Genomic DNA, 23747 nt, shown 5'->3' on the forward strand with positions numbered 1-23747 from the left:
CCCCCCCCCCCCCCCCCCCCCCCCCCCCCCCCCCCCCCCCCCCCCCCCCCCCCCCCCCCCCCCCCCCCCCCCCCACGGCGCACCCCTCGCAACATTCGCGGTGCGGTGCCGGTTTCAAGGCACTACACTTGCTCGATGGTCCTGGTTGCCCGCTGCGGCGCCTTTCGCCACAGCGCGCTCTTCGCAAAGGAGTCGTCGCTCATGTCTCAAGCAACACCTCAGGCCAAAGATCTCGATCGCCTCGCGATCGACACCATCCGTACCCTCTCGATGGACGCCGTGCAAAAGGCCAATTCCGGCCACCCCGGCACGCCGATGGCGCTCGCGCCCGTCGCGTTCCATCTCTGGCAGAACCATCTTCGTTACGACCCCGACGCGCCGCTCTGGCCGAATCGCGACCGCTTCGTGCTGTCGGTCGGCCATGCGTCGATGCTGCTTTACTCACTGCTGCATCTGGCGGGCGTGAAGGAAGTCGACGATGAGGGCAAGCCGACCGGCAAGCCCGCCGTGTCGCTCGACGACATCGAGCATTTCCGCCAGCTCGACAGCAAGACGCCGGGTCACCCGGAATACCGCATGACGACCGGCGTCGAAACCACGACCGGCCCGCTCGGACAGGGTCTCGGCAACAGCGTCGGCATGGCGATGGCCGCGCGCTGGAAGGAAGCCCACTTCAACAAGGGCGAGGACACGATCTTCGACTACCGCGTCTACGCGCTGTGCGGCGACGGCGACATGATGGAAGGCGTGTCGCACGAAGCCGCGTCGCTCGCGGGGCATCTGCGGCTTTCGAACCTCATCTGGATCTACGACAGCAACCGCATCACCATCGAAGGCCATACGGATCTCGCGTATAGCGACGACGTCGAAGCGCGCTTTCACGGCTACAACTGGCACACGCTGCACGTCGACGACGCCAACGACGCGCAGGCGCTCGAAGATGCCATCAACAAGGCGAAGTCGCACACGGACAAGCCGACGCTGATCGTCGTGAAGAGCATCATCGGCTGGGGCGCGCCTAACAAGCAGGACACGGCGAGCGCGCACGGCGAGGCGCTCGGCGAGGAAGAGGTGAAGCTCGCGAAGAAGTTCTACGGCTGGCCGGAGGACAAGCAGTTCTATGTACCCGATGGTGTGATGCAGCACATCGCCGACGGCATGGGCGCGCGCGGCAAGAAGCTGCATGCCGAGTGGAAGCAGCGTTTCGACGCCTACGAGAAGGCCAATCCCGAGCTCGCGAAAGAAGCGTGGCTGATGCTCGGATCGAAGCTTCCCGACAACTGGGACGCCGATATTCCGACCTTCGAGCCCGACGCAAAAGGCATCGCCACGCGCGATTCGTCGGGCAAGGTGCTGAACGCCATCGCGCCGCGTCTTCCCTGGCTCATCGGCGGCGCGGCGGATCTCTCGCCATCGACGAAGACGAATCTCAAGTTCGAGGGCGCGGGCAGCTTCGAGCACGACAGCTACGGCGGACGCAATCTGCACTTCGGCATTCGCGAGCACGGCATGGGCGCGGTCTGCAATGGCCTGGCGCTCTCCGGATTGCGTCCGTATGGATCGACGTTCCTGATCTTCAGCGACTACATGAAGCCGCCGATCCGCCTCTCGGCGATCATGGAAGTGCCGGTGATCTACGTGTTCACGCACGATTCGATCGGCGTCGGCGAAGATGGTCCGACGCACCAGCCGATCGAGCAGTTGGCCTCCCTGCGCGGCGTGCCGGGCCTCTGCACGCTGCGCCCCGCCGATGCGAACGAGGTGAGCGAAGTGTGGCGCGTCGCGCTGTCGCATTCGAAGGAGCCGTCCTGCATCGTGCTCACGCGCCAGGCGCTGCCGACTTTCGATCGCAAGAAGTACGCATCGGCTGATGGCGTGAAGCATGGCGCGTATGTGCTCGCCGATGCCGAAGGCGGCAAGAAGCCCGAGGTTCTCCTGCTCGCGACCGGCAGTGAAGTGTCGCTGTGCGTCGAGGCCTACGAAAAACTGAAGGCCGAAGGCATCGCGGCGCGCGTCGTGTCCATGCCGTCGTGGGACATCTTCGAGAAGCAGGATACGGCGTACAAGGACTCGGTGCTGCCGCCGGACGTGAATGCGCGCGTCTGCGTCGAGCAGGCCGCGACGCTCGGCTGGGATCGCTATGTCGGCCGACTGGGAACCCAGATCGTGATGCACACATTCGGCGCATCGGCGCCGTTGAAGGCGTTGAAGAGCAAGTTCGGCTTCACGCCGGAAGCGGTCTACGAAGCCGCGAAGAAGCAGATCGAACGCGTGAAATCCAACGGCAAGGAGTGAATCATCATGCAGATCGGCATCGTGGGACTGGGGCGCATGGGCGGCAACATCGGGCGGCGGCTGATGCGCGGCGGGCATGCCTGCGTCGCGTACGATCACAATCCGCAAGCGACCGAAGCGCTCGCAAGCGACGGCGCGACGGGCGCGAAGGACCTGGGCGATCTCGTCGCGAAGCTGGCCGCGCCGCGCGTCGTCTGGCTGATGCTGCCCGCGGGGAAGATCACCGAAGACACGCTCAACGATCTGCACAAGATTCTCGGCGCGGACGACGTGATCATCGACGGCGGCAACAGCTTCTATAAAGACGATATCCGCCGCGCCGCGCAGTTGCGCGAGCAGGGCATCCATTACGTCGATGTCGGCACGTCGGGCGGCATCTGGGGACTGGAGCGCGGCTACTGCATGATGATCGGCGGCGATGAGGCGGTCGTGCGCCGGATCGATCCGATTCTCGCGACACTCGCGCCGGGACGCGGCGACATTCCCGAGACCCCCGGCCGCGAAGGGCGCGATCCGCGCGTCGAGAATGGCTACATGCATTGCGGACCGGTCGGTTCGGGGCACTTCGTGAAGATGGTCCACAACGGCATCGAGTACGGTCTGATGCAGGCGTATGCCGAAGGCTTTCACATCCTGAGGCACAAGGAGTCGAAGGACCTCGCGGAAGGCGAACGCTATACGCTCGATCTTGCGGATATCGCCGAAGTATGGCGGCGCGGCAGCGTGGTGTCGTCATGGCTGCTCGATCTGACCGCGGGCGCGCTCGCCAGCGACGGCACGCTCGAGCGCTTCTCGGCGGAAGTCGCGGACAGCGGCGAAGGGCGCTGGACGATCGAGGCGGCGATCGAGGAAGCGGTGCCCGCGCAGGTGCTGTCGGCGGCGCTTTACACGCGCTTCCGTTCGCGCGATGCCGAATCGTTCCCCGAACGCATGCTTTCGGCAATGCGCTTCGGCTTCGGCGGACATCACGAGTTTCCCGCGAAGTAGCGTTGCTTCGTCGACGGTGTAAATACGGCGATGGACTTGAGCGGTCCATCGCCGTTTTTCATTTCATCATGCGCCGCCGGAAGAGCCATGCGCACAGGAAGAACGGCACGAGCGCATACGCGAACAGCACGAGCACATGGAGGGCTGCGCCGTCGAACGGGCGGCCGAGCATCGCGGGGCGGATCAGTTCGACCGCGTGAAAGAGCGGCAGTACCTGCGTGACGCGCTGAGCGAGCGCGGGCAGTTGCGCGATCGGAAAGAACACGCCGGAGAGCAAGAGCATCGGCGTGAGCGCGAGCGTCTGATAGAACATGAAGAAGTCGTAGCTCGGCGCGAGCGCGGTGATGACCATCGCGGTGCTGGCGAACGCGAGTCCCGTCAGCGCGATGACGGGCAGCGCGATCAGCATCGACGGAAAGCTCGCATAGCCGAGCACGCCCGCGACGATCATGATCGCCACGCCAGAGAGCACCGACTTGCTCGCGGCCCATACGATCTCACCGAGCACGATGTCGCCGAGCGTGAGCGGCGTATGCATGATGGCTTCCCACGTGCGCTGAACGTGCATGCGCGAGAAGCCCGAGTACATCGCCTCGAAGCTCGCGGACATCATCACGCTCGATGCCGCCGTGCCCGCCGCGAGAAACGCGATGTACGACACACCGTCGACATGCCCGACCATCAGCCCGAGACCCAGTCCCAGGCCGAAGAGATAGATCATGGGGTCGGCGAGATTGCCGATCATCGAGGCAATCGCGAGCTTCTTCCAGACGAGATAGTTGCGCCGCCAGACCGACATCCAGTGCGTTGCATTGGCGGGCAGCGCGCTGGCTAGCGGCGTCACGCTTTGCGCGTGTTTCGGCTGCGCCCGCTCGCGTTTCTTGTTCTTGTCGATGCGGGATGGTTCGAGCGTATCCATTGAGTCAGTCCACCATTTCCCGTCCCGTGAGACGCAGGAAAACATCTTCGAGATTCGCCGGACGATGCAGATAGCGCACGTCCGCGCGGCCTTTCACGCGCGCATGCACGGGCTGCGGATCGTCCACGTAGCAAAAGAGCGTTTCGCCGCTCACTTCCATGCGCTCGACGAACGGCTCGAGTTCCGTCGCGAGCGCCTGCGGATCGGGCCCGTAAATCTCGATGACATCCGAGCCGATCACCGATTCGATGAGATCGTGCGGACGTCCTTCGGCAATCTTGCGGCCTTCCTCGATCACGCAGACGCGGTCGCACAGACGTTCGGCTTCTTCCATGAAATGCGTCGTCAGAAGGATGGTCTTGCCGCGCGTGAGCAGCGAGCGCAGGCGCTCCCAGATGAGATGCCGCGCTTGCGGATCGAGTCCGGTCGTTGGTTCATCCATCACGAGGACATCGGGATCGTTGACGAGCGCGCGCGCGAGCGTGAGACGCCGCTTCATGCCGCCCGACAATTCGCCGACGCGCGCATTCGCCTTGCTCTCCAGACGCGCGAATTCGAGCAGCGAAGGCACGAGCGCATCCATGCGCGCGCCGGTCAGACCAAAGTAGCGGCCGAAGACAGTCAGGTTTTCGCGCACCGTGAAATCGGGATCGAGGTTGTCGAACTGCGGCACGACGCCCACGCGTTCTCTCGCGAACCGGGCGCGCGCGGGGACCGGCTCGCCGACGAGACGAATCGCGCCGCTATCGGGCGAGGTGATGCCGAGCAGCATCTTGAGCGTCGTCGTCTTGCCCGCGCCGTTCGGGCCGAGCAGTCCGAAACATTCGCCGGGCCGCACATCGAACGAGAGACCATCGACGACGGTGCGTTCACCGTAGTGCTTCCTTACTTCGCTGAACTCGATGGCGGGCGCGCCGCTTTCATCGGACCCGCGTGCAGTGCGCTGTTGCAATGTTTGATCAGTCATGCATTCGTGCCGGGAAAACCGCGTGGGGAAATCCAGCGGGCTAGTGTAATCCATTGCACCAAGGCGATGCCTGGCGTGCAACCGCGTGCGGCGGGCGCGTTTCAAACCTGTGCGGCGAGCGTTGAACCGGTTCCGGCCGAAAGTGCCAGAGGCTTGTCCGTTGGCGTGTTCAGAGTTCTGGCACGGTGCGAGCTAGCATGTTCGCGCCGGTAAGCGTTTTCCAGCGTTGCCACGCATGTGGCGACACACGATGATGAAGCAACGCCGCGGGTAAATCGCGCTGTGGTCGCATCGAGCGGGCGCGAAGGGCAAGTTGGCCAGGGAGGTCATGATGGAAAGCTACCGAAAAATCCTGCTCTGCTATGACGGTTCCAGAGAGGGTCGCAAGGCATTGCGGCAAGGCGCGAATCTCGCGCTGGACCTGAATGCCGAGACGCACGTCCTCGCGGTGGTGGACATGCGATCGAGCATTGCGCAGAGCGCCGGACTGCTAACCGATATGGCCTGCGGACGCTTCGAGGAGGCCGCGCGCGATATTTTGCAGGAAGGCGTCGACTGGCTGCGCGAGCGGGGTCTTCAGGCGCAGGGACACTTCGCGTTCGGGCACCCGATCGACGAAATCGCGGCGCTTGCGGAAAGCCTTCAGGTCGATCTCGTCGTGGTGGGGCATCGCTGCCGCAACGGTCTCGCGCGCTGGTGGATGGGCGCGGGCAACACTCCGTTGCTCGACCGCGTGAAGTGCAGCATTCTTGTAGCCGTCTGTCAGGCCGGTGAATCGGCGGAGGCCGAAGATGAAGCGGCCTACGCCGCGAAACCGGTCAAGGCCGAAGCCGGCGCCTGAAGAGGACGTTCGACGCGTCACCCGTTGAGATCGACCGCGACGAGCTTCCATGTCATGAGGCCGTAGCGATGGAAGATCGCCGAGTAACGCGCATCTCCGGCGCCGTGCTGATACGTGACGACGAACGTGTTCAGGCTTCGATAACCGGCCGTGGTCTGGGGCGGCACCTTCGGTGTCTGCTGCGCGGTCGTGACGCCGGGGGCCGGCGCGTCCGGGTGCGCCGCCGATGAGCCGCTCCCGGCCGGCGGCGGCTGCTCGCCCGGATCGCCGCGCGGCGGAATGCCGTTCAGAATCGCCGCGACGCCGTCCGGTGTCGCATAGGAGTCCACCAGAGGACCGACGAGCGCTGCGCCGATCATCGCCCCGATGATCGCGAGCGGATTGCCGCTCTTTTGTATATCGACGCGGCGCGTGAGCAGCGCGCCGACCTGCTCCTTGAGGCTCGCGCGCAGCGCGGGAAAATCGACGTACTCGTTGACGGTCTGCGCATCGCGCGCATCGGCTGCGCGTTTTACGCGGTTCAGCGCGATGTAAGGCGACGCATAGATAAAAGCGAGCGCCGCGGCGAGAATCAGGACGACGACTGCGGCGGCGACGGAGCGGCTAGTGCGGGACATGCGACGGCGAAGCCTCTCTGCAAAACGTGAATCTGAAATTGACCTCGCAGGCGCGTGATAAATCCCGTTAATTCACATTCTGCGGGCGGTGCGCCTCGTTTCAGGCGAGGATGCCGCCGGTGAGCCCCGCGTTTTCCTCCGCGATGCAACGGTCGATCATGCGCGACACTTCGTCGATCTTGCCTACCAGAATCACGCGTGACTGGCCGCGATAGACACGCACCGGCGCGCGCTGTTCCGGCTCCGCATGCACTGTGCTGTTCAACGACACGCGCGCGAAAGCCGGCTGCTGGGACGGCAGCGCGGGCATTTCGTCGAAGAGATCCGACGTAGTTTCGGCGCGCGGCATGCCGCAGGCGATCAGCGCGCGCAGATGGCGCAGGCGGCCGAATTGACGGAAGGGCAGCAGCCGGGCAAAACGTTCCATGATGACTCTCCAGACGATAGGACGCACCGCGGCGCACCGCGCACGGCGGCCGTCATGCTTGTTATGTTTGAACCGGCTCGACTGAACGTCGAAAGCGGTTGGTGAGGCTATCTTGCGATGTCAATGAGACATTTCTTGTCCCGTTGCGAAAGTGAGCGAATGATTTGCCTCCGACTTTCGCTTCCCGCCCATGTCGCGCGGAGACCTCAGAACTCGCCTGAACGAATCAGCCCGACCGCGATGCCTTCCAGCGCGAAATCGCTGCTGCCGGAGCGCACGAAAATATTCTCGTAGTCCGGGTTTTCGGCGATGAGCTCGACGCCGTCCGGACGGCGTTTCCAGCGTTTGACCGTCACGTCGTCGCCGAGACGCGCGACCACGATCTGTCCGTCTTTCGCTTCGGTGCGCTTCTGCACGGCCAGCAAGTCGCCGTCGAGGATGCCGGCGTCGCGCATCGAGAGGCCGCGCACTTTCAGCAGATAGTCCGGCCGGCTGGAAAAGAGCGCGGGGTCGCAGGCGTAATGCTGCGAGATGTGTTCCTGCGCGAGGATCGGACTCCCGGCCGCGACACGCCCGACGAGCGGCAGCGACAGCTGCATGATGCTCTGATGCGGCAGCGTGAATTGATGGGGCATGTCCTCCGAACGATCGGAGCGCGAGGCATCGCCGAGCAGCCTGATGCCGCGCGACGAGCCCGCCGCGAGTTCGATCACGCCCTTGCGCGCCAGCGCCCGCAAGTGCTCCTCCGCGGAATTCGCCGAGCTGAAGCCGAGTTCCGCCGCAATCTCGGCGCGCGTCGGCGGAAAGCCCGTGCGGTCGATCGCGCGCTGGATCAGTTCGAACACCTGCTGCTGCCGCGCGGTAAGTTTTGATGTCTTGGTCACTGGCTCGGGCCCTTGGTGCACTGTATGGATGGACAGATGACTGTATTTTTATACAGTATTTCGCGCTTTTCAAGCTTTACTTTAAGTTCGCCCGTCTGCGGCTGCCGCGCGCACGCTTAGCGGCCGCGATCGCTTTTTCCATCCAGGAATATCGTTCTTAGCAGTTTTACGTATAAAAAAGTGAATAACGATTATTTCTAATCATATAGACGCCTCGATAGACTGATTCCGTCAATTCGATAAGACGGAGAACGGGGAATGCAAAGCATCAGACTGGGATTGGGCAAAGGCGCGCGGCGCCTGCTCGCGGCGGCGGCGCTGACGGCGGCGGGCGTTGGGATGGCCGCGTCGGCCTTCGCGCAGACGTCGTTTCTGAACGTCTCATACGACCCGACCCGCGAGCTGTATCAGGACTTCAATCAGGCGTTCGCGAAAAAGTGGAAGGCCGATACCGGCGAGACGGTGACCTTCAAGCAATCGCACGGCGGCTCGGGCGGACAGGCTCGCGCGGTGCTCGACGGTCTGCAGGCCGACGTCGTCACGCTCGCGCTCGCTTACGACATCGATGCGCTCGCCTCCAAGGGACTCGTCGGCGCGGATTGGCAAAAGCGCCTGCCGGACAACGCGTCGCCGTACACGTCGACGATCGTGTTCCTCGTGCGCAAAGGCAATCCGAAGCACATCAAGGACTGGGACGATCTGACGAAGCCCGGCGTGTCGATCGTCACGCCGAACCCCAAGACCTCGGGCGGCGCGCGCTGGAATTACCTCGCGGCGTGGGCGTATGCGCAGCACAAGCCGGGCGGCAACGAGCAGACCGCGAAAGATTTCGTGACGAAGCTCTATAAGAATGCCGGCGTGCTCGATTCCGGCGCGCGCGGCGCCACGACGAGCTTCGTGCAGCGCGGCCAGGGCGACGTGCTGATCGCGTGGGAAAACGAAGCGTTCCTTTCGGTGAAAGAGTTCGGCACCGACAAGTTCGAGATCGTCGTGCCGACGGTGAGCATCCTCGCGGAACCGCCGGTCGCGGTGGTCGACAAGGTCGTCGACAAGCACGGCACGCGCAAGCTCGCCGATGCCTATCTCAAGTACCTGTATAGCGACGAAGGACAGCAGATCGCCGCACGCAACTTTTATCGGCCGCGCTCGGACAAGGTGCCCGCCGAACTCACCAAGCAGTTTCCGAAGCTGAAGCTCTACACCATCGACGACACGTTCGGCGGCTGGACCAAGGCGCAGAAGACGCATTTCGCGGACGGCGGCGTGTTCGATTCGATCTATCAACCGCAGTAACAGAAGAAGCGGGCGACGCGGCGCATCCATGACGCCGCGCGCCCGAAGCAGCAACGCGCCTCACCCCGGCGCAAAAAAGGATCAATCAAGGATGACGACCCTCACATTCAAGAAGCCGAGCGCGCTTCCCGGGTTCGGCCTGACGCTCGGCATCACGGTGGCGTACTTGAGCCTCGTGGTGCTGATTCCGCTCGCCGCCACCTTCGCGAAGACGGCGACGCTCGACTGGGCGCAGTTCGTACGCGCAGTGACCTCGCCGCGCGTGCTCGCGTCGTATCGGCTCACGTTCAGCGCGGCGCTCGGCGGCGCACTCATCAACGCGGTGTTCGGCTTTCTCGTCGCGTGGGTGCTTGTGCGCTACACGTTTCCGTTCAAGCGCATCGTCGATGCGATCGTCGATCTGCCGTTTGCGCTGCCGACTTCCGTCGCGGGCATCTCGCTCGCCGCGGTCTATGCGGGCAACGGCTGGATCGGGCAATATCTCGCGCCGCTCGGCATCAAGGTCGCCTTCACGCCGCTGGGCGTGCTCGTCGCGCTGACGTTCATCGGCTTGCCTTTCGTCGTGCGCACGGTTCAGCCCGTGCTGGAAGAATTCGAACGGGAGCAGGAAGAGGCCGCCGCGTGCCTTGGCGCGACGCGCTGGCTGACGTTTCGCCGCGTCGTGCTGCCTTCGGTCTTTCCCGCGCTACTGACGGGTTTCGCGCTCGCGTTCGCGCGCGCACTCGGCGAGTACGGCTCGGTGATCTTCATCGCGGGCAATGTGCCGATGAAATCCGAGATCACGTCGCTGCTCATCATCACGAAGCTCGAACAGTACGACTATGCCGGCGCGACCGCGCTCGCCGTCGTGATGCTGTGCGTGTCGTTCCTGATGCTGCTCTTCATCAATACGCTGCAGTGGTTCCTGCAGCGGCGCACGAGCAGGACGGGCGCGGCGCCTGCCGTCGCGGCCGGCCCTTCGCTGCACGTCGGACATCCGGGCGGAGGTCACGCATGAGCACGCCCGATAGCAAGGCGCTTCCGGTGCACGCACCCGTGCGCGTGCGCAAGCACAGCCTCAACCCCGTCACCGAGCCGCGTGCCGTGCGCTGGCTGCTCACGGGCATCGCGCTCGTGTTTCTTGCGCTCTTTCTCGTGGTCCCGCTCGTCGCGGTGTTCGTGCAGGCATTCGCGAAAGGCATCGACTATTACTTCGAGTCGCTGAAGGATCCGGATGCGTGGTCCGCGATCAAGCTCACGCTGGTCACCGCCGCGATCGCCGTGCCGCTGAATGTCGTGTTCGGACTGGCGGCGTCGTGGGCGATCGCGAAGTTCGACTTCCGCGGCAAGGCGCTCTTGACCACGCTCATCGATTTGCCGTTCTCGGTCTCGCCGGTGATCTCGGGTCTCATTTACGTACTGATCTTCGGCGCGCAGGGCTGGTTCGGCCCGTGGCTCGCCGCGCATGACGTGCAGATCATCTTCGCGGTGCCGGGCATCGTGCTCGCGACCATCTTCGTGACGTTCCCGTTCGTCGCCCGCGAGCTGATTCCGCTGATGCAGGCGCAGGGCAACGACGAAGAGGAAGCGGCGCACGTGCTCGGTGCATCGGGCTGGCAGATCTTCAGGCGCGTGACGCTGCCCAACGTGAAGTGGGGCCTGCTCTACGGCGTGATCCTCTGCAACGCCCGCGCGATGGGCGAGTTCGGCGCGGTATCGGTCGTGTCGGGCCACATCCGCGGCCAGACCGACACGATGCCGCTGCACGTCGAAATTCTCTATAACGAATACAACTTCTCGGCCGCGTTCGCGGTGGCGTCGCTGCTCGCGCTGCTCGCGCTCGTCACGCTCGCGCTCAAGCTCCTCGCGGAGCGGCGCATGTCGCAAGCCGTCAGCGAAGCCCGGAAACCCGCACAGCATTGAAGAGGCCGACAACATCATGAGCATCATCGTTCGCAATCTGCAAAAACGCTTCGGCGATTTCACCGCGCTCGACAACGTCACGCTGGATTTTCCTGCAGGCGAACTGGTCGCGCTGCTCGGGCCTTCCGGCTGCGGCAAGACCACGCTGCTGCGGGTCATCGCAGGCCTCGAGTTCGCCGATGCGGGACAAGTCGTGCTGCATGGAGAGGACGTCGCGGCAGTCGGCGCGCGCGAGCGGCAAGTCGGCTTCGTGTTCCAGCATTACGCGCTCTTCAGGCACATGACGGTGTTCGAGAACGTCGCGTTCGGCCTGCGTGTGAAGCCGCGCCGCGAGCGTCCGAGCGAAGCCGCGATCCGCGAGAAAGTGCATGAACTGCTGAAGCTCGTGCAGCTCGACTGGCTCGCCGAACGTTTTCCGTCCGAGCTGTCGGGCGGACAGCGGCAGCGCATCGCGCTCGCACGCGCGCTCGCCGTCGAGCCGAAAGTGCTCCTGCTCGACGAGCCGTTCGGGGCGCTCGACGCGAAAGTGCGCAAGGAACTGCGCAGCTGGTTGCGCCGCCTGCACGACGATCTGCATATCTCGACACTCTTCGTCACGCATGACCAGGAAGAGGCGCTCGAAGTGGCGGACCGCATCGTCGTGATGAATCATGGGCGGGTGGAGCAGGTAGGTAGCCCGCAGGACGTGTACGATCATCCGCAGACGTCGTTCGTGTACGAGTTTCTCGGCGCGGCGAACCGGCTACAGGGCAATGTCGATGCGAACGGCTTCGTCGCCGATGGCGCCGCGAGCCCGATCGCCACACAGGCGCATTTCAGCGGCCGGGCGCTTGCGTATGTGCGCCCGCATGATCTCGCACTGTATCCCGCCGACGGCGCGCATCGCGATGGCATCGTGGTCGGCGTGCGGCGCGTCGTGACGCTGGGCGGCTCGGTGCGCGTCGAGCTCGAAGGCAGCGCGGGCAGCGTGATCGAGGCGGAGCTGGATCGGGAGGCATGGCGCGCGCTCAAGCTCGATATCGGCGATGGCGTGACGGCCGTGCCACGCGCGCTGCGGGTCTTTCCGGCGCCATCGCCGGCGCAATGACATAACGACATAAAAGGATCGCGGAGAGGTTCACATGAATTTTCAGCAACTGCGCTTCGTGCGCGAGGCCGTGCGTCAGAACATGAATCTGACGGAGGTCGCCAACGTGCTCTACACGTCGCAATCCGGCGTGTCGAAACAGATCAAGGATCTCGAGGACGAGCTCGGCGTCGATATCTTCATTCGACGCGGCAAACGTCTCACGGGACTCACCGAGCCGGGCAAGGAGGTGCATCAGCTGATCGAGCGCATGCTGCTCGACGCCGAGAACCTGCGGCGCGTCGCGCGCCAGTTCGCGGATCAGGACAACGGCCACCTGGTCGTCGCGACGACCCACACGCAGGCGCGTTACGCGCTGCCGAAGGTCATCCGCCAGTTCACGGAAGTGTTCCCCAAGGTGCATCTCGCGTTGCGCCAGGGCAGCCCGCAGCAGATCGCGCAGATGATCATCAATGGCGAGGCGGATATCGGCATCTCGACCGAAGCGCTCGACCGTTACCCGGACATCGTCACGTTTCCGTGCTATTCGTGGCATCACACGGTCGTCGTGCCGAAGGATCATCCGCTCGTCGGCCGCGAGAACATCACGCTCGAGCAGATCGCCGAATATCCGATCGTCACCTACGACCAGGACTTCACCGGCCGCTCGCACGTCGATCAGGCGTTCGCGAGCGCGGGCGCGATTCCCGATATCGTGCTGACCGCGATCGATGCCGACGTCATCAAGACGTATGTCGAGCTGGGCATGGGCATCGGCATTGTCGCGGCGATGGCCTACGACGCGAAGCGGGACACCGAGCTTGTCGCGCTCGACACGCAGCATCTTTTCGAGGCCAGCACGACGCGCGTCGGGCTGAGAAAGGGCGCGTTCCTGCGGGCGTACGCGTATCGATTGATCGAGATGTTCGCGCCGCAACTCGAAGAAGCGCAGATCGCGGCCCAGCTTCGCGAAACGGCGTGATTCACATGCCGGCTGATTTACAATCGCCGGCATGAATACTTCCTCTCTCCCTCGCATTGCCGTGCTGGCAACGGGCGGCACCATCGCCGGGTCCGCCGGTGATGCATCGAAGACGGCGGGCTACAAGGCGGGCGTCGTCGGCGTCGACAAATTGCTCGATGCCGTACCCGCGCTAGGTACAGTCGCGCGCATTCACGCCGAGCAGATCGCGAGCATCGACAGCAAGGACATGAGCGTTGCGCTGTGGACCGCGCTCGCCTCGCGCGTCAATGAACTGCTCGCGCAGGACGATATCGATGGCGTCGTCGTCACGCATGGCACCGATACGCTCGAAGAAACCGCGTATCTGCTGCATCTCACCGTGAAGCACGCGAAGCCTGTCGTGCTGACGGCGGCGATGCGTCCATCGACCGCGCTGTCCGCCGATGGCCCGCTCAATCTGCTGAACGCGGTGACGGTCGCGGCCTCGAAGGACGCGGCGGGCAAGGGCGTGCTCGTCGCATTCAATAATCAGATCCACTGCGCACGCGATGTCACCAAGACGAGCACCTACGCGGTCGATGCGTTCCGTTCGCCCGAGACCGGCGTGCTCGGCTTCGTGCAGGACGGGCGCGTCGAGTTTCAGCGTACGGTCGTGCGGCCGCATACCACTGCCAGCGAGTTTTCCGTGACCGATGAATGGCCGATGGTCGAGATCGTCGCGAGTTACGCGGATGCATCGCGCGTGATGGTCGATGCCCTCGTGGCGGCGGGTGTGCGCGGGATCGTCGTCGCGGGCACGGGCAACGGCTCGATGCATGCGACGCTCACGCAGGCGCTCGCCGATGCGGTAAGGCAGGGCGTCGCGGTGGTGCGCGCGTCGCGCGTGGGGTCGGGGCATGTGATGCGCAACGGCGCCGCGAATGATGACGCGCTCGGGAGCGTCAGTGCGGGGACGCTTAATGCCTATAAGGCGCGGGTGTTGTTGATGCTTGCTCTGGCTTCGGGGGTCGGAGACCTGCAGCGCGTTTTCGATGCTTACTAGTTTTTGTTTTGTTTGATTGATTGCAAGACAAAAAAACGCGAACCGAAGTCCGCGTTCGAATCGTCGAAACCAAGAAAAATCAGTTCGCCGCCGGAATACGCAGCACCTGCCCTGGATAAATCTTGTCCGGACTCTTCAACATCGGCTTATTCGCTTCGAAGATCACATCGTTCTTCGAGCCGTTGCCATAGTATTTCTCGGCGATCTTCCAAAGATTGTCGCCCGACACGACGGTGTAATACTGCGACTCGGGCTCGCTACTGGGCACGGTCAACTGGTCATCGACCTTGTCGACGTGCTGCACATTGCCCGCCGCGACGAGAATCTTTTCCTTCGTCGCCTGATCCGGCGCCTGGCCCGACACGGTCACGGTATGCGACGCGCCGTCATACTTCACATCCAGATTGTCCGCATTGAGACCCTGCGAACGGATGTACGTCGCGATGGCTTCGCCCGCTTTCTGATTCAGCGCCGCGACATCGACAGGCGCCGCGGCCGGCGCCGCTTCAGCCTTCGACGAGACTGCGCCGAAGAGTTTCTCACCTGCTTCCTTGATAAAGCTGAGGATTCCCATTGTTCAACTCCTTGATTAACACTGGTGTTACGGCTCGCGAAGTCTAGGCAGATTAGTCGCGATGACCACCAGATAGTTCTGAGTTTTCACAAAAGGATTTGTACACCGCTCATGCTTCAGCAGTAAGACACAAACTGCAACAATCCGACGCGGACACCCGACGACAAACCGTCTGACCGACCAAGGCTTACCCGGCGCACCGCCGGGTGCCGCTCTCGGACCCCACTTTGCCGCCCTCAGCCCAGAGCGACATTTGTCCCGCGTGCCCATACGCGGGACGCCCCACGGTTCAGGCGATACGAATCACGCAGCAGCCTTGGCCTGCTGCGGCTCTTCGGCCACCTGGAAGTTCGACATGATTTCGAGCGCACGCACGAGCGCCGAGTGATCCCACGCCTTTCCGCCGTTCGCGGCGCATACGCTGAACAATTGCTGCGCGCTCGCCGTGTGGGGCAGGGCGAGGCCCATCTTGCGCGCGCCGTCGAGCGCGAGGTTCAAATCCTTTTGATGCAGCTCGATACGAAAGCCCGGATTGAACGTGCGTTTCGTCATGCGCTCGCCATGCACTTCGAGGATGCGCGACGATGCGAAACCGCCCATCAGTGCTTTACGCACGCGCTCCGGATCGGCGCCCGAACGTGCCGCGAACAGCAGCGCTTCCGCGACCGCCTCGATGTTCAGCGCGACGATGATCTGGTTCGCGACCTTGCACGTCTGACCCGCACCGTTGTCGCCGATGAGCGAGATGTTCTTGCCCATCAGTTCGAACAAAGGCTTTGCGATCTCGAACGACTTCTCGGGACCGCCGACCATGATCGTGAGCGTCGCTTCACGCGCGCCGACTTCGCCGCCGGACACCGGCGCGTCGAGATAGTCGCAGCCGAGCGCGTTGATCTTCTTCGCGAACTCCTGCGTGTCGAGCGGGGCGATCGAGCTCATGTCGATCACGAGCTTGCCCTTCGTGAGACCCTTCGCGACGCCGTCATCGGCGAACAGCACATTGGCGACATCGGGCGTGTCGGGCACCATCGTGATGACGATCTCGCTTTCCTGCGCGACCGCGGTGGAATCCGCGACGACCTGCGTCTGCGCGCGGATATCGTCCGGCACCGGATACTTGCCGTTCACGACGAGCTTGTGACCGCCCTTGATGAGATTGCGCGCCATGTGCGCGCCCATGATGCCGAGACCGATGAAACCGATGGTTGCCATGCTTCCAGCTCCTCCTGTGTGTCAGATTTAAGCGGCAGCGGTGGCTTTCACGCCGCCGATGCTTTGCAGCCAGCCGAGGCCCGCTTCGGTGCCATTGAGCGGCTTGTACTCGCAGCCGATCCAGCCTTGATAACCAATCTCGTCGAGCAGGCCGAACAGATACGCGTAGTTGATTTCGCCCGTGCCCGGCTCGTTGCGGCCGGGGTTGTCGGCGAGCTGGATATGCGCGATCTGCGGCAGGTTCTTCCTGATCGTCGCCGCGAGTTCGCCTTCCATGCGCTGCATGTGATAGATGTCGTACTGCAGGAACAGATTGTCCGAGCCGACCGCGCGGATCACATCCAGTCCTTCTTTCGAACGGTTGAGCGCGAAGCCCGGAATGTCGTACGCGTTGCACGGCTCGACTAGCAGCCTGATGCCTTCCTTCTTCAGGGCGTCTGCCGCAAAACGCAGATTCTCGATGATCGTCGTGCGCGCCTGTTCCGCCGAGACGCCCGCCGTCGGAATGCCGACGAGGCAATTCAGTTGCGGCACGTTCAGCGCCTTGGCATATTCGATCGCGCGCGGCACGCCTTCGCGGAACTCCGCGACGCGATCCGGCAGGCAGGCGATACCGCGCTCGCCCGCTTCCCAGTTGCCCGCGGGCAGGTTATGCAGCACGATCTGCAGGTCGTTGTCCTTCAGGCGCCTCTGGATGTCGCTGATCGAGAACGCGTAAGGGAACAGGAACTCGACCGCCTTGAAGCCCGCGTTCGCCGCCGCGGCAAAGCGGTCGAGGAACGGGACTTCGTTGAACAGCATGGTCAGGTTCGCAGCAAATTTCGGCATTATTTTGTCCTGATGGTCGGTCAGTGGATGTGCGCCGCGCGGTCCGGTCGTTCGACACGCGGCGGCGATACTCAGTCGAGCGGCGTGATTGCGGTCGGTGCATCGACCTTGCTCGCGGCGAGCTCCTCGAATTCGTTGATCGCGTCGATCTCGGTGCCCATCGCGATGTTCGTCACGCGCTCGAGAATCATCTCGACGACGACCGGCACCTGATGTTCGGCAGCCAGCGCCTGCGCCTGCTTGAGCGCCGGTGCGATGTCTTCCGGCTTGTGCACGCGCAGCGCCTTGCAGCCGAGACCTTCGGCGACCGCGACGTGATCCACGCCATAGCCTTCGAGCTCAGGCGCATTGATATTGTCGAACGCGAGCTGCACGCAATAGTCCATGTCGAAGCCGCGCTGCGCCTGACGGATCAGGCCGAGGTACGAGTTGTTCACGACCACGTGCACGTACGGCAGCTTGAATTGCGCGCCGACCGCGAGCTCTTCGATCATGAACTGGAAGTCGTAGTCGCCCGAGAGCGCGACGATCTTGCGTTGCGGGTCCGCGGCACGCACGCCGAGCGCAGCGGGAATCGTCCAGCCGAGCGGGCCGGCCTGGCCGCAGTTGATCCAGTTACGCGCCTTGAAGACGTGCAGGAACTGCGCGCCCGCGATCTGCGACAGACCGATCGTCGTGACGAAGCAGGTGTCGCGGTCGAACGCGAGATTCATCTCTTCGTAGACGCGCTGCGGCTTCATCGGGACGTTGTCGAAGTGCGTCTTGCGCAGCATCGTGCGCTTGCGCTGCTGGCAGTCGGCGACCCACGCGCGGCGGTCCTTCAGCTTGCCGGCGGCCTTCCATTCCTTCGCCACTTCGACGAACAGTTCGAGCGCGGCCTTCGCATCCGACACGATGCCGAGGTCCGGTCCGAACACGCGGCCGATCTGCGTCGGCTCGATATCCACGTGCACGAACTTACGGCCCTTGGTGTAAACCTCGACGCTGCCGGTATGGCGGTTCGCCCAGCGGTTGCCGATGCCGAGCACGAAGTCGGAGGCGAGCATCGTCGCGTTACCGTAGCGGTGCGACGTCTGCAGGCCGACCATGCCGGCCATCAGCGGGTGATCGTCCGGAATCGCGCCCCAGGACATGAGCGTCGGAATGACGGGCACGCCGAGCGTTTCGGCGAACTGCACGAGCAGATCTTCGGCCGCTGCATTCAGCACGCCGCCGCCGGAGACGATCAACGGCTTTTCGGCGTCGTTGAGCATCGTCAGCGCTTTTTCGATCTGCGCGCGCGTTGCCTTCGGCTTGTAGACCGGCAGCGGCTCATACGTGTCGATGTCGAATTCGATCTCGGCGAGCTGCACGTCGATCGGCAGGTCGACCAGCACCGGACCCGGACGGCCCGAGCGCATCAGATGGAAGGCCTGCTGGAACACGCGCGGCACGAGCGCCGGCTCGCGCACGGTGACGGCCCACTTCGTGACCGGCTTGGCGATCGATTCGATGTCGACGGCCTGGAAGTCTTCCTTGTACAGACGCGCACGCGGCGCCTGGCCGGTGATGGCGAGAATGGGGATCGAATCCGCCTGGGCCGAGTAGAGGCCCGTGATCATGTCCGTGCCCGCCGGACCCGACGTGCCGATGCAAACGCCGATGTTGCCGGGCGCGGCCCGGGTATAACCTTCGGCCATGTGCGAGGCGCCCTCGACGTGGCGCGCGAGCACGTGGCTGATGCTGCCCGACTTCTTCATCGCCGAGTAGAAGGGGTTGATGGCGGCGCCCGGCACGCCGAACGCGGTGTCGATTCCTTCTTTTTCCAGCACGAGGACGGCTGCGTCGACGGCTCTCATCTTGGGCATGGTTGTCTCCTTCCTGGGGTCTCTATCCGAAATGGCTGTCTGCATTCAAGCAGGGTTCCGTTGCACTTTAAGTCTGTGAAAAAGGTTTGATAAGATCAGCCGGAGTCGCTTTTTCCCAAACAAAAAGTATCGAATGTCCGTTCCGCTCGATATGGCGGCTGGAGACGAGAGATGGACCGCTTCAAGCAGATAGAAACCTTCGTGCGCGTGGCCGAAGCCGGCAGCCTGGCCGCGGCGGCGCTGGAGGAGGGCGTGTCGCCGGTGATTCTCGGAAGGCGCATCGACGCGCTCGAAAAGCGCCTCGGCGTGAAGCTGATGTATCGCTCGACGAGGCGGCTCGTCGTGAGCGAAGAGGGCGCGGCGTTTCTGGACCGCTGCAAAAATCTGCTGTCGGAATGGGATCAGGCAGAGAACGAACTCGCGGCGGGACGGCGCGCGGTGGGCGGACATCTGATCGTGTCGGCGCCGGCGGCGTTCGGGCGCATGCACGTCGCGCCGCACGCGCCCGCGTTCGTCGCTGACAAGCCCGAATTGCAGATGTCGTTCAATCTGACCGACCGCGTCGTCGATCTGGTGCGCGAGGGCTATGACCTGTCGATTCGCATCGGCGGGGCGGTCGACCCGAATTTCGTCGCCGTCAAGCTCGCAAGCAACCGGCGCGTCGTGTGCGGCACGCCTGCCTACTTCAGGAAGCACGGCCGGCCGAAAGCGCTCGAAGACCTGCCGAATCACAATTGCCTTGCGTTCAATCTGCAGGGGGGACAGAACCGCGGCTGGTATTTCCGGCGTAGCGGCAAGGTCGTGACGGTTCGCGTCACCGGAAACCTCGATTGCAACGACGGCGAGTTGCTGCACCGCTGGGCGTCGGAAGGGCTGGGGCTCGGCTGGCGCTCGACTTGGGAGATCCAGCGGCAACTGGAGTCGGGCGAACTCGAAACCGTCCTCGACGAATTCGAACTGCCCGACTACGACATCCTCGCGGTCTATCCACAACAGCGCTACGTACCGGCGCGCGTGCGGTATTTCATTGATTATCTTAAGGAAATCTATGCGCAGCCCGGTTACTGGAGCCGTCCGCTGACGCTTCCCGGCGAATCGCATCCGCCGCACGAGCACAGCCGCTAACTGCTTGAAAAGCCGACGATTTGACTTGCCGGCCCAGCCGATTCGCGCTATAGTTTCGGGCTTCTCACTTGCCACACTGGTCCGACGCCCGGGTGGCTTCAATCCACAAGTAGCTACAAGGAGTGAACATGCGTCATTACGAAATCGTCTTTATCGTGCATCCCGATCAGAGCGAGCAAGTGCCCGCGATGATCGAGCGTTACAAGAGCACGATCACGTCGCACGGTGGCCAGATCCACCGCATCGAGGACTGGGGCCGTCGCCAACTGGCCTACATGATCGAGAAACTCGCGAAGGCTCACTACGTCTGCATGAACATCGAATGCGACCAGGCTACGCTCGAAGAACTGGAACACGCGTTCAAGTTCAACGACGCCGTTCTGCGTCACCTCATCGTCAAGATGAAGAAGGCCGAAACCGGCCCGTCGCCGATGATGAAGGAAGTGCAGCGCGAAGAAGCCAAGAAGGCGGCCAGCCAGCCGTCCGAAGCGCAGGCTTAAGGACAGTTTCGAACTGTCAAGCCACCAGGGGAAGCTATCTCGTGAACCGGCTGCAACTGACAGCAAGCGTCGTGGAGCGCGAACCGGTGCGGTACACGCCCGCCGGCATCCCGATCGCAAGCTGCACGTTGCAACACGCGGCAGAAGTCGTCGAAGCGGGCATCGCCCGAAAGATCGAGCTGACACTGCAGGCGGTTGCGGCTGGAGAGGCGAGCGGCAGGCTGGAAAACTATCCGATGGGCGTCGAAGCACGCTTCACCGGATTCCTGGCCAAAAAGAGCCGTAACGCGCGAACCCTGGTGTTTCACATCACAGAATTGCAGGACATTGGAAAGGACTAATCATGCCCCGCCCGACTGGTAAGAAATTCGACAAGCGTCGTCAGCAACAAAACCCGCTCTTCAAGCGCAAGAAGTTTTGCCGTTTCACGGCAGCCGGTGTCGAGTACATCGACTACAAGGACACGGAAACGCTGAAGGACTTCATCGGCGAAAACGGCAAGATCACGCCGGCTCGTCTGACTGGCACGAAGGCGCACTACCAGCGCCAGCTCGACACGGCGATCAAGCGCGCGCGTTTCCTCGCGCTCCTGCCGTACACCGACCTGCACAAGGCCTAATCAGACGACGCACTAAGGAAAGCCAAAAATGCAAATCATTCTTTTGGAAAAGGTCGTCAACCTGGGCAACCTGGGCGATATCGTCAAGGTCAAGGACGGCTACGCACGTAACTTCCTGATCCCCGGCAAGAAGGCACGCCGCGCAACGAAGGACGCGATCGCCGAATTCGAAGTTCGCCGCGCCGAGCTCGAAAAGGTCGCCGCCGAGAAGCTGACTGCCGCGCAAAAGCAAGGCGAAAAGCTGAACGGTTTCACGGTTCAGATCTCGCAAAAGGCGGGCGTGGACGGCCGTCTGTTCGGTTCGGTCACGAACGCGGACATCGCTGAAGCACTCAAGTCGCAAGGCTTCGCCGAAGTGGAAAAGGCGCAAGTGCGTCTGCCGCAAGGCCCGCTCAAGATGGTCGGCGACCATTCGGTTCAAGTGGCGCTGCACACGGACGTGCTGGTCGACGTCACCGTGTCGGTGCTCGGCGAGCACGCGTAAGTTTTTCGCGAGACTCCGGTCTCGCGTGCGGTACGAAAAAGCGGAGCCTTTCATGGCTCCGCTTTTTTTCGTCTGAACGTAGCCTAGCGCGCGACATTAATCGATAATTCCACCCCATGAACGCTCCGTCCAAAGACCCGCAACTCGACGCGCTGAAGGTCCCGCCGCATTCGATCGAAGCCGAGCAATCCGTGATTGGCGGCCTGCTGCTGGACAACGCCGCATGGGACCGCATCGCCGATGTCATGCACCAGGGCGATTTTTATCGCTACGACCATCGCATCATTTATGAGCACATCGGCAAGCTGATCGCGTCGACGCGCCCGGCGGACGTGATCACCGTCTACGAAGCGCTCACGATGGCCGGCAAGGCCGAGGAAGTAGGCGGGCTCGCGTATCTGAACGCGCTCGCGCAGAACACGCCCAGCGCCGCGAATATCCGCCGCTACGCGGAGATCGTGCGCGACCGTGCCGTGCTGCGCCGTCTCGTGTCGGTCGCGGATGAAATCTCCGCCGACGCCTTCAATCCGCAAGGCAAGGAAGTTCGTCAGATTCTCGATGAAGCCGAAGCGCGCGTGTTCTCGATCGCCGAAGAAGGGGCGCGCGGCACGCAGGGCTTCCTGGAAATCGGGCCGCTGCTCACGCAGGTCGTCGAGCGCATCGACACGCTGTACCACACGGCCAATCCGAGTGATGTGACCGGCACGCCGACCGGCTTCGTCGATCTCGACCGCATGACCTCTGGCATGCATGGCGGCGAGCTGATCATCGTGGCGGGACGCCCGTCGATGGGCAAGACGGCGTTCTCCATGAACATCGGCGAATACGTAGCGGTGGAGTACGGCTTGCCCGTCGCAGTGTTCTCGATGGAGATGCCGGGCACGCAACTGACGATGCGTATGCTGGGTTCGGTCGGCCGGCTGGATCAGCACCGCATGCGCACGGGCCGTCTCACGGATGAGGATTGGCCGAAGCTCACGCACGCGGTGCAGAAAATGAGCGAGGCGCAGCTTTTCATCGACGAAACCGGCGGCCTCAATCCGATGGAACTGCGCTCGCGCGCGCGGCGTCTGTCCCGCCAATGCGGCAAGCTCGGCCTGATCATCGTCGACTACCTTCAACTGATGTCGGGCTCGGGCGGCGGCGAAAACCGCGCGACTGAAATCTCCGAAATCTCGCGCTCGCTCAAGAGTCTCGCGAAGGAACTCGACGTGCCGGTGATCGCGCTGTCGCAGTTGAATCGCGGCCTCGAACAACGTCCGAACAAACGCCCGATCATGTCGGATTTGCGCGAATCCGGCGCTATCGAACAGGACGCGGACGTGATCCTCTTCATTTATCGCGACGAAGTCTACAACCCCGACAGCCCTGACAAGGGCACCGCCGAGATCATCATCGGCAAGCAGCGTAACGGTCCGATCGGGCCGGTACGCCTGACGTTCCACGGCCAATACACGAAGTTCGACAACTTCGCTGGTGCGCAGAATTTCTACGGCGGGGAATAAGCCCCGAATCGCATCACTGTCAATCCCTGCCGACAACCACCGCCGCGCGTCATGAACGCGCGGTGCGTCGGATAACACGCACAGGTACAATATGACAGTTTGATGTTGTGTCAACACTGACCCATTTAGCGGGAATTTCATGTTTGGTCGTTTCATGCCCACCGAGGGCAAATTCTTCGAGATCTTCAATGCGCACGCGAAGTGCATGGTCGATGCGAGCCGCGAGCTCGAACTGCTGATCGATAACCTCGACGATGCCGAGGTCCACAAGCAGAACGTCCAGGCGAACGAAAAGCGTGCCGACAAGCTCACGCACGAGACCATCGACCTGCTGCACAAGACGTTCATCACGCCGCTCGACCGCGACGAAATCCACAAGCTCATCACGACGATGGACGACATCCTCGATCTGATGGAGGACGTCGCGACGGCCATTTCGCTGTACGACGTGCGCGCCGTGACGTCGGAAGCCAGCCAGCTCGCGCATATCTGCACCGGCACGGTGATACGCGTGCAGCAGGCCGTCGAATTGCTGGCCGACATGAAGCGCGCGAGCGAAATCCTGAAGATCTGCGAGGAAATCGACCGTCTGGAGTCCGATGCCGACCGCGTGCTGCGCTCGGCGATGTCGAAGCTCTTCCGCGAGGAAGACGACGTGAAGACGCTCATCAAGCTGAAGGCGATTTACGAGCTGCTCGAGACGATTACCGACAAGTGCGAAGACGTCGCGAACATCATCGAAGGCATCGTGCTGGAAAACGCCTGACCAAGCCGTCCAAGCCCCCGGCGCGCGGCGGGCCCGCGCGCGGCGGGACACGAAAAAACCGGGACGACAAACCGGCAGCGCAT

General features: G+C 63.1%; 25 protein-coding genes. 16 read left to right on the forward strand and 9 right to left on the reverse strand.

Features of this window, described 5'->3' with window-relative positions:
* Positions 1-201 precede the first annotated feature (201 nt).
* The gene (gene tkt, locus NCS58_RS07020; protein ID WP_250476645.1) at positions 202-2295 is read left to right on the forward strand and encodes a transketolase; all 2094 of its coding nucleotides are present in this window, start codon (positions 202-204) and stop codon (positions 2293-2295) included.
* Positions 2296-2301: 6 nt separating this feature from the next.
* A complete protein-coding gene (gene gnd, locus NCS58_RS07025) occupies positions 2302-3282 on the forward strand; it encodes a phosphogluconate dehydrogenase (NAD(+)-dependent, decarboxylating) (RefSeq protein ID WP_061117429.1) in 981 nt (326 codons plus the stop codon).
* A 58-nt stretch (positions 3283-3340) separates the two neighbouring features.
* Here gnd and NCS58_RS07030 read toward each other — a convergent pair whose 3' ends face one another.
* Both NCS58_RS07030 and nodI read right to left on the reverse strand, forming a co-directional pair.
* On the reverse strand, positions 3341-4201 hold the full coding sequence (locus NCS58_RS07030; RefSeq protein ID WP_284502157.1) for an ABC transporter permease: 861 nt from the start codon (positions 4199-4201) through the stop codon (positions 3341-3343).
* Between the two features lie 4 nt (positions 4202-4205).
* Complete coding sequence (gene nodI / locus NCS58_RS07035; RefSeq protein ID WP_250476591.1) at positions 4206-5168, reverse strand: nodulation factor ABC transporter ATP-binding protein NodI; 963 nt, start codon at positions 5166-5168, stop codon at positions 4206-4208.
* Positions 5169-5499: 331 nt separating this feature from the next.
* Here nodI and NCS58_RS07040 point away from each other — a divergent pair, with 331 nt between their 5' ends.
* Complete coding sequence (locus tag NCS58_RS07040) at positions 5500-6009, forward strand: universal stress protein (protein ID WP_061117618.1); 510 nt, start codon at positions 5500-5502, stop codon at positions 6007-6009.
* Between the two features lie 17 nt (positions 6010-6026).
* Here NCS58_RS07040 and NCS58_RS07045 read toward each other — a convergent pair whose 3' ends face one another.
* The 3 genes from NCS58_RS07045 to lexA all read right to left on the reverse strand — a co-directional run bounded on the left by NCS58_RS07045 (position 6027) and on the right by lexA (position 7937).
* A complete protein-coding gene (locus NCS58_RS07045) occupies positions 6027-6626 on the reverse strand; it encodes a DUF2939 domain-containing protein (RefSeq protein ID WP_250476592.1) in 600 nt (199 codons plus the stop codon).
* A 100-nt stretch (positions 6627-6726) separates the two neighbouring features.
* On the reverse strand, positions 6727-7053 hold the full coding sequence (locus NCS58_RS07050; RefSeq protein WP_061117426.1) for a hypothetical protein: 327 nt from the start codon (positions 7051-7053) through the stop codon (positions 6727-6729).
* A gap of 206 nt (positions 7054-7259) precedes the next feature.
* Positions 7260-7937: a transcriptional repressor LexA gene (gene lexA, locus NCS58_RS07055; RefSeq protein ID WP_061117425.1), complete on the reverse strand. Its 678-nt coding sequence runs from the start codon at positions 7935-7937 to the stop codon at positions 7260-7262.
* A 258-nt stretch (positions 7938-8195) separates the two neighbouring features.
* On the opposite strand from lexA, the gene NCS58_RS07060 reads away from it, so the two are divergent.
* The 6 genes from NCS58_RS07060 (at position 8196) to NCS58_RS07085 (ending at position 14204) form a co-directional block, all read left to right on the forward strand.
* Complete coding sequence (locus tag NCS58_RS07060) at positions 8196-9230, forward strand: sulfate ABC transporter substrate-binding protein (protein WP_061117424.1); 1035 nt, start codon at positions 8196-8198, stop codon at positions 9228-9230.
* A gap of 91 nt (positions 9231-9321) precedes the next feature.
* Positions 9322-10227, forward strand: coding sequence for a sulfate ABC transporter permease subunit CysT (gene cysT, locus NCS58_RS07065; RefSeq protein WP_061117423.1), 906 nt, complete (start codon positions 9322-9324; stop codon positions 10225-10227).
* Entirely contained in the window at positions 10224-11132 is a 909-nt protein-coding gene (gene cysW, locus NCS58_RS07070; RefSeq protein WP_061117422.1) for a sulfate ABC transporter permease subunit CysW, read from the forward strand. Before cysT ends, cysW begins: the two co-directional genes overlap by 4 nt.
* A gap of 16 nt (positions 11133-11148) precedes the next feature.
* On the forward strand, positions 11149-12219 hold the full coding sequence (locus tag NCS58_RS07075; RefSeq protein ID WP_061117421.1) for a sulfate/molybdate ABC transporter ATP-binding protein: 1071 nt from the start codon (positions 11149-11151) through the stop codon (positions 12217-12219).
* 34 nt (positions 12220-12253) lie between these two features.
* Entirely contained in the window at positions 12254-13180 is a 927-nt protein-coding gene (locus tag NCS58_RS07080; RefSeq protein ID WP_061117420.1) for a CysB family HTH-type transcriptional regulator, read from the forward strand.
* Between the two features lie 31 nt (positions 13181-13211).
* The gene (locus NCS58_RS07085; RefSeq protein ID WP_250476594.1) at positions 13212-14204 is read left to right on the forward strand and encodes an asparaginase; all 993 of its coding nucleotides are present in this window, start codon (positions 13212-13214) and stop codon (positions 14202-14204) included.
* 79 nt (positions 14205-14283) lie between these two features.
* Here the strand turns inward: NCS58_RS07085 and lysM are convergent, their stop codons facing one another.
* The 4 genes from lysM to gcl form a co-directional block, all read right to left on the reverse strand.
* Positions 14284-14778 carry a peptidoglycan-binding protein LysM gene (gene lysM, locus NCS58_RS07090; protein ID WP_061117418.1) on the reverse strand — a complete coding sequence of 165 codons (495 nt, stop codon included), beginning with the start codon at positions 14776-14778 and terminating at the stop codon, positions 14284-14286.
* 303 nt (positions 14779-15081) lie between these two features.
* Complete coding sequence (locus NCS58_RS07095) at positions 15082-15990, reverse strand: 2-hydroxy-3-oxopropionate reductase (protein ID WP_061117417.1); 909 nt, start codon at positions 15988-15990, stop codon at positions 15082-15084.
* 27 nt (positions 15991-16017) lie between these two features.
* Entirely contained in the window at positions 16018-16818 is an 801-nt protein-coding gene (gene hyi, locus NCS58_RS07100; protein ID WP_250476595.1) for a hydroxypyruvate isomerase, read from the reverse strand.
* A 71-nt stretch (positions 16819-16889) separates the two neighbouring features.
* The gene (gcl, locus tag NCS58_RS07105; RefSeq protein ID WP_061117415.1) at positions 16890-18665 is read right to left on the reverse strand and encodes a glyoxylate carboligase; all 1776 of its coding nucleotides are present in this window, start codon (positions 18663-18665) and stop codon (positions 16890-16892) included.
* Positions 18666-18836: 171 nt separating this feature from the next.
* On the opposite strand from gcl, the gene NCS58_RS07110 reads away from it, so the two are divergent.
* The 7 genes from NCS58_RS07110 (at position 18837) to NCS58_RS07140 (ending at position 23664) form a co-directional block, all read left to right on the forward strand.
* Positions 18837-19790 carry a LysR family transcriptional regulator gene (locus tag NCS58_RS07110; protein ID WP_061117414.1) on the forward strand — a complete coding sequence of 318 codons (954 nt, stop codon included), beginning with the start codon at positions 18837-18839 and terminating at the stop codon, positions 19788-19790.
* Positions 19791-19918: 128 nt separating this feature from the next.
* Complete coding sequence (rpsF, locus tag NCS58_RS07115; RefSeq protein WP_061117413.1) at positions 19919-20290, forward strand: 30S ribosomal protein S6; 372 nt, start codon at positions 19919-19921, stop codon at positions 20288-20290.
* 41 nt (positions 20291-20331) lie between these two features.
* Entirely contained in the window at positions 20332-20631 is a 300-nt protein-coding gene (gene priB / locus NCS58_RS07120; protein WP_061117412.1) for a primosomal replication protein N, read from the forward strand.
* Positions 20632-20633: 2 nt separating this feature from the next.
* Positions 20634-20909, forward strand: a complete 276-nt coding sequence (gene rpsR / locus NCS58_RS07125; protein WP_007000150.1) for a 30S ribosomal protein S18 — start codon at positions 20634-20636, stop codon at positions 20907-20909.
* Positions 20910-20937: 28 nt separating this feature from the next.
* Positions 20938-21393, forward strand: a complete 456-nt coding sequence (gene rplI / locus NCS58_RS07130; RefSeq protein ID WP_061117411.1) for a 50S ribosomal protein L9 — start codon at positions 20938-20940, stop codon at positions 21391-21393.
* 116 nt (positions 21394-21509) lie between these two features.
* Positions 21510-22898 (forward strand): replicative DNA helicase, encoded by a 1389-nt coding sequence (locus NCS58_RS07135; protein WP_008349838.1) that lies wholly within the window; start codon positions 21510-21512, stop codon positions 22896-22898.
* A 139-nt stretch (positions 22899-23037) separates the two neighbouring features.
* Positions 23038-23664, forward strand: coding sequence for a DUF47 domain-containing protein (locus tag NCS58_RS07140; RefSeq protein WP_061117410.1), 627 nt, complete (start codon positions 23038-23040; stop codon positions 23662-23664).
* Positions 23665-23747: the final 83 nt, after the last annotated feature.

This window comes from Caballeronia sp. INML3B, assembly GCF_023631305.1.
Classification (GTDB): domain Bacteria; phylum Pseudomonadota; class Gammaproteobacteria; order Burkholderiales; family Burkholderiaceae; genus Caballeronia; species Caballeronia turbans.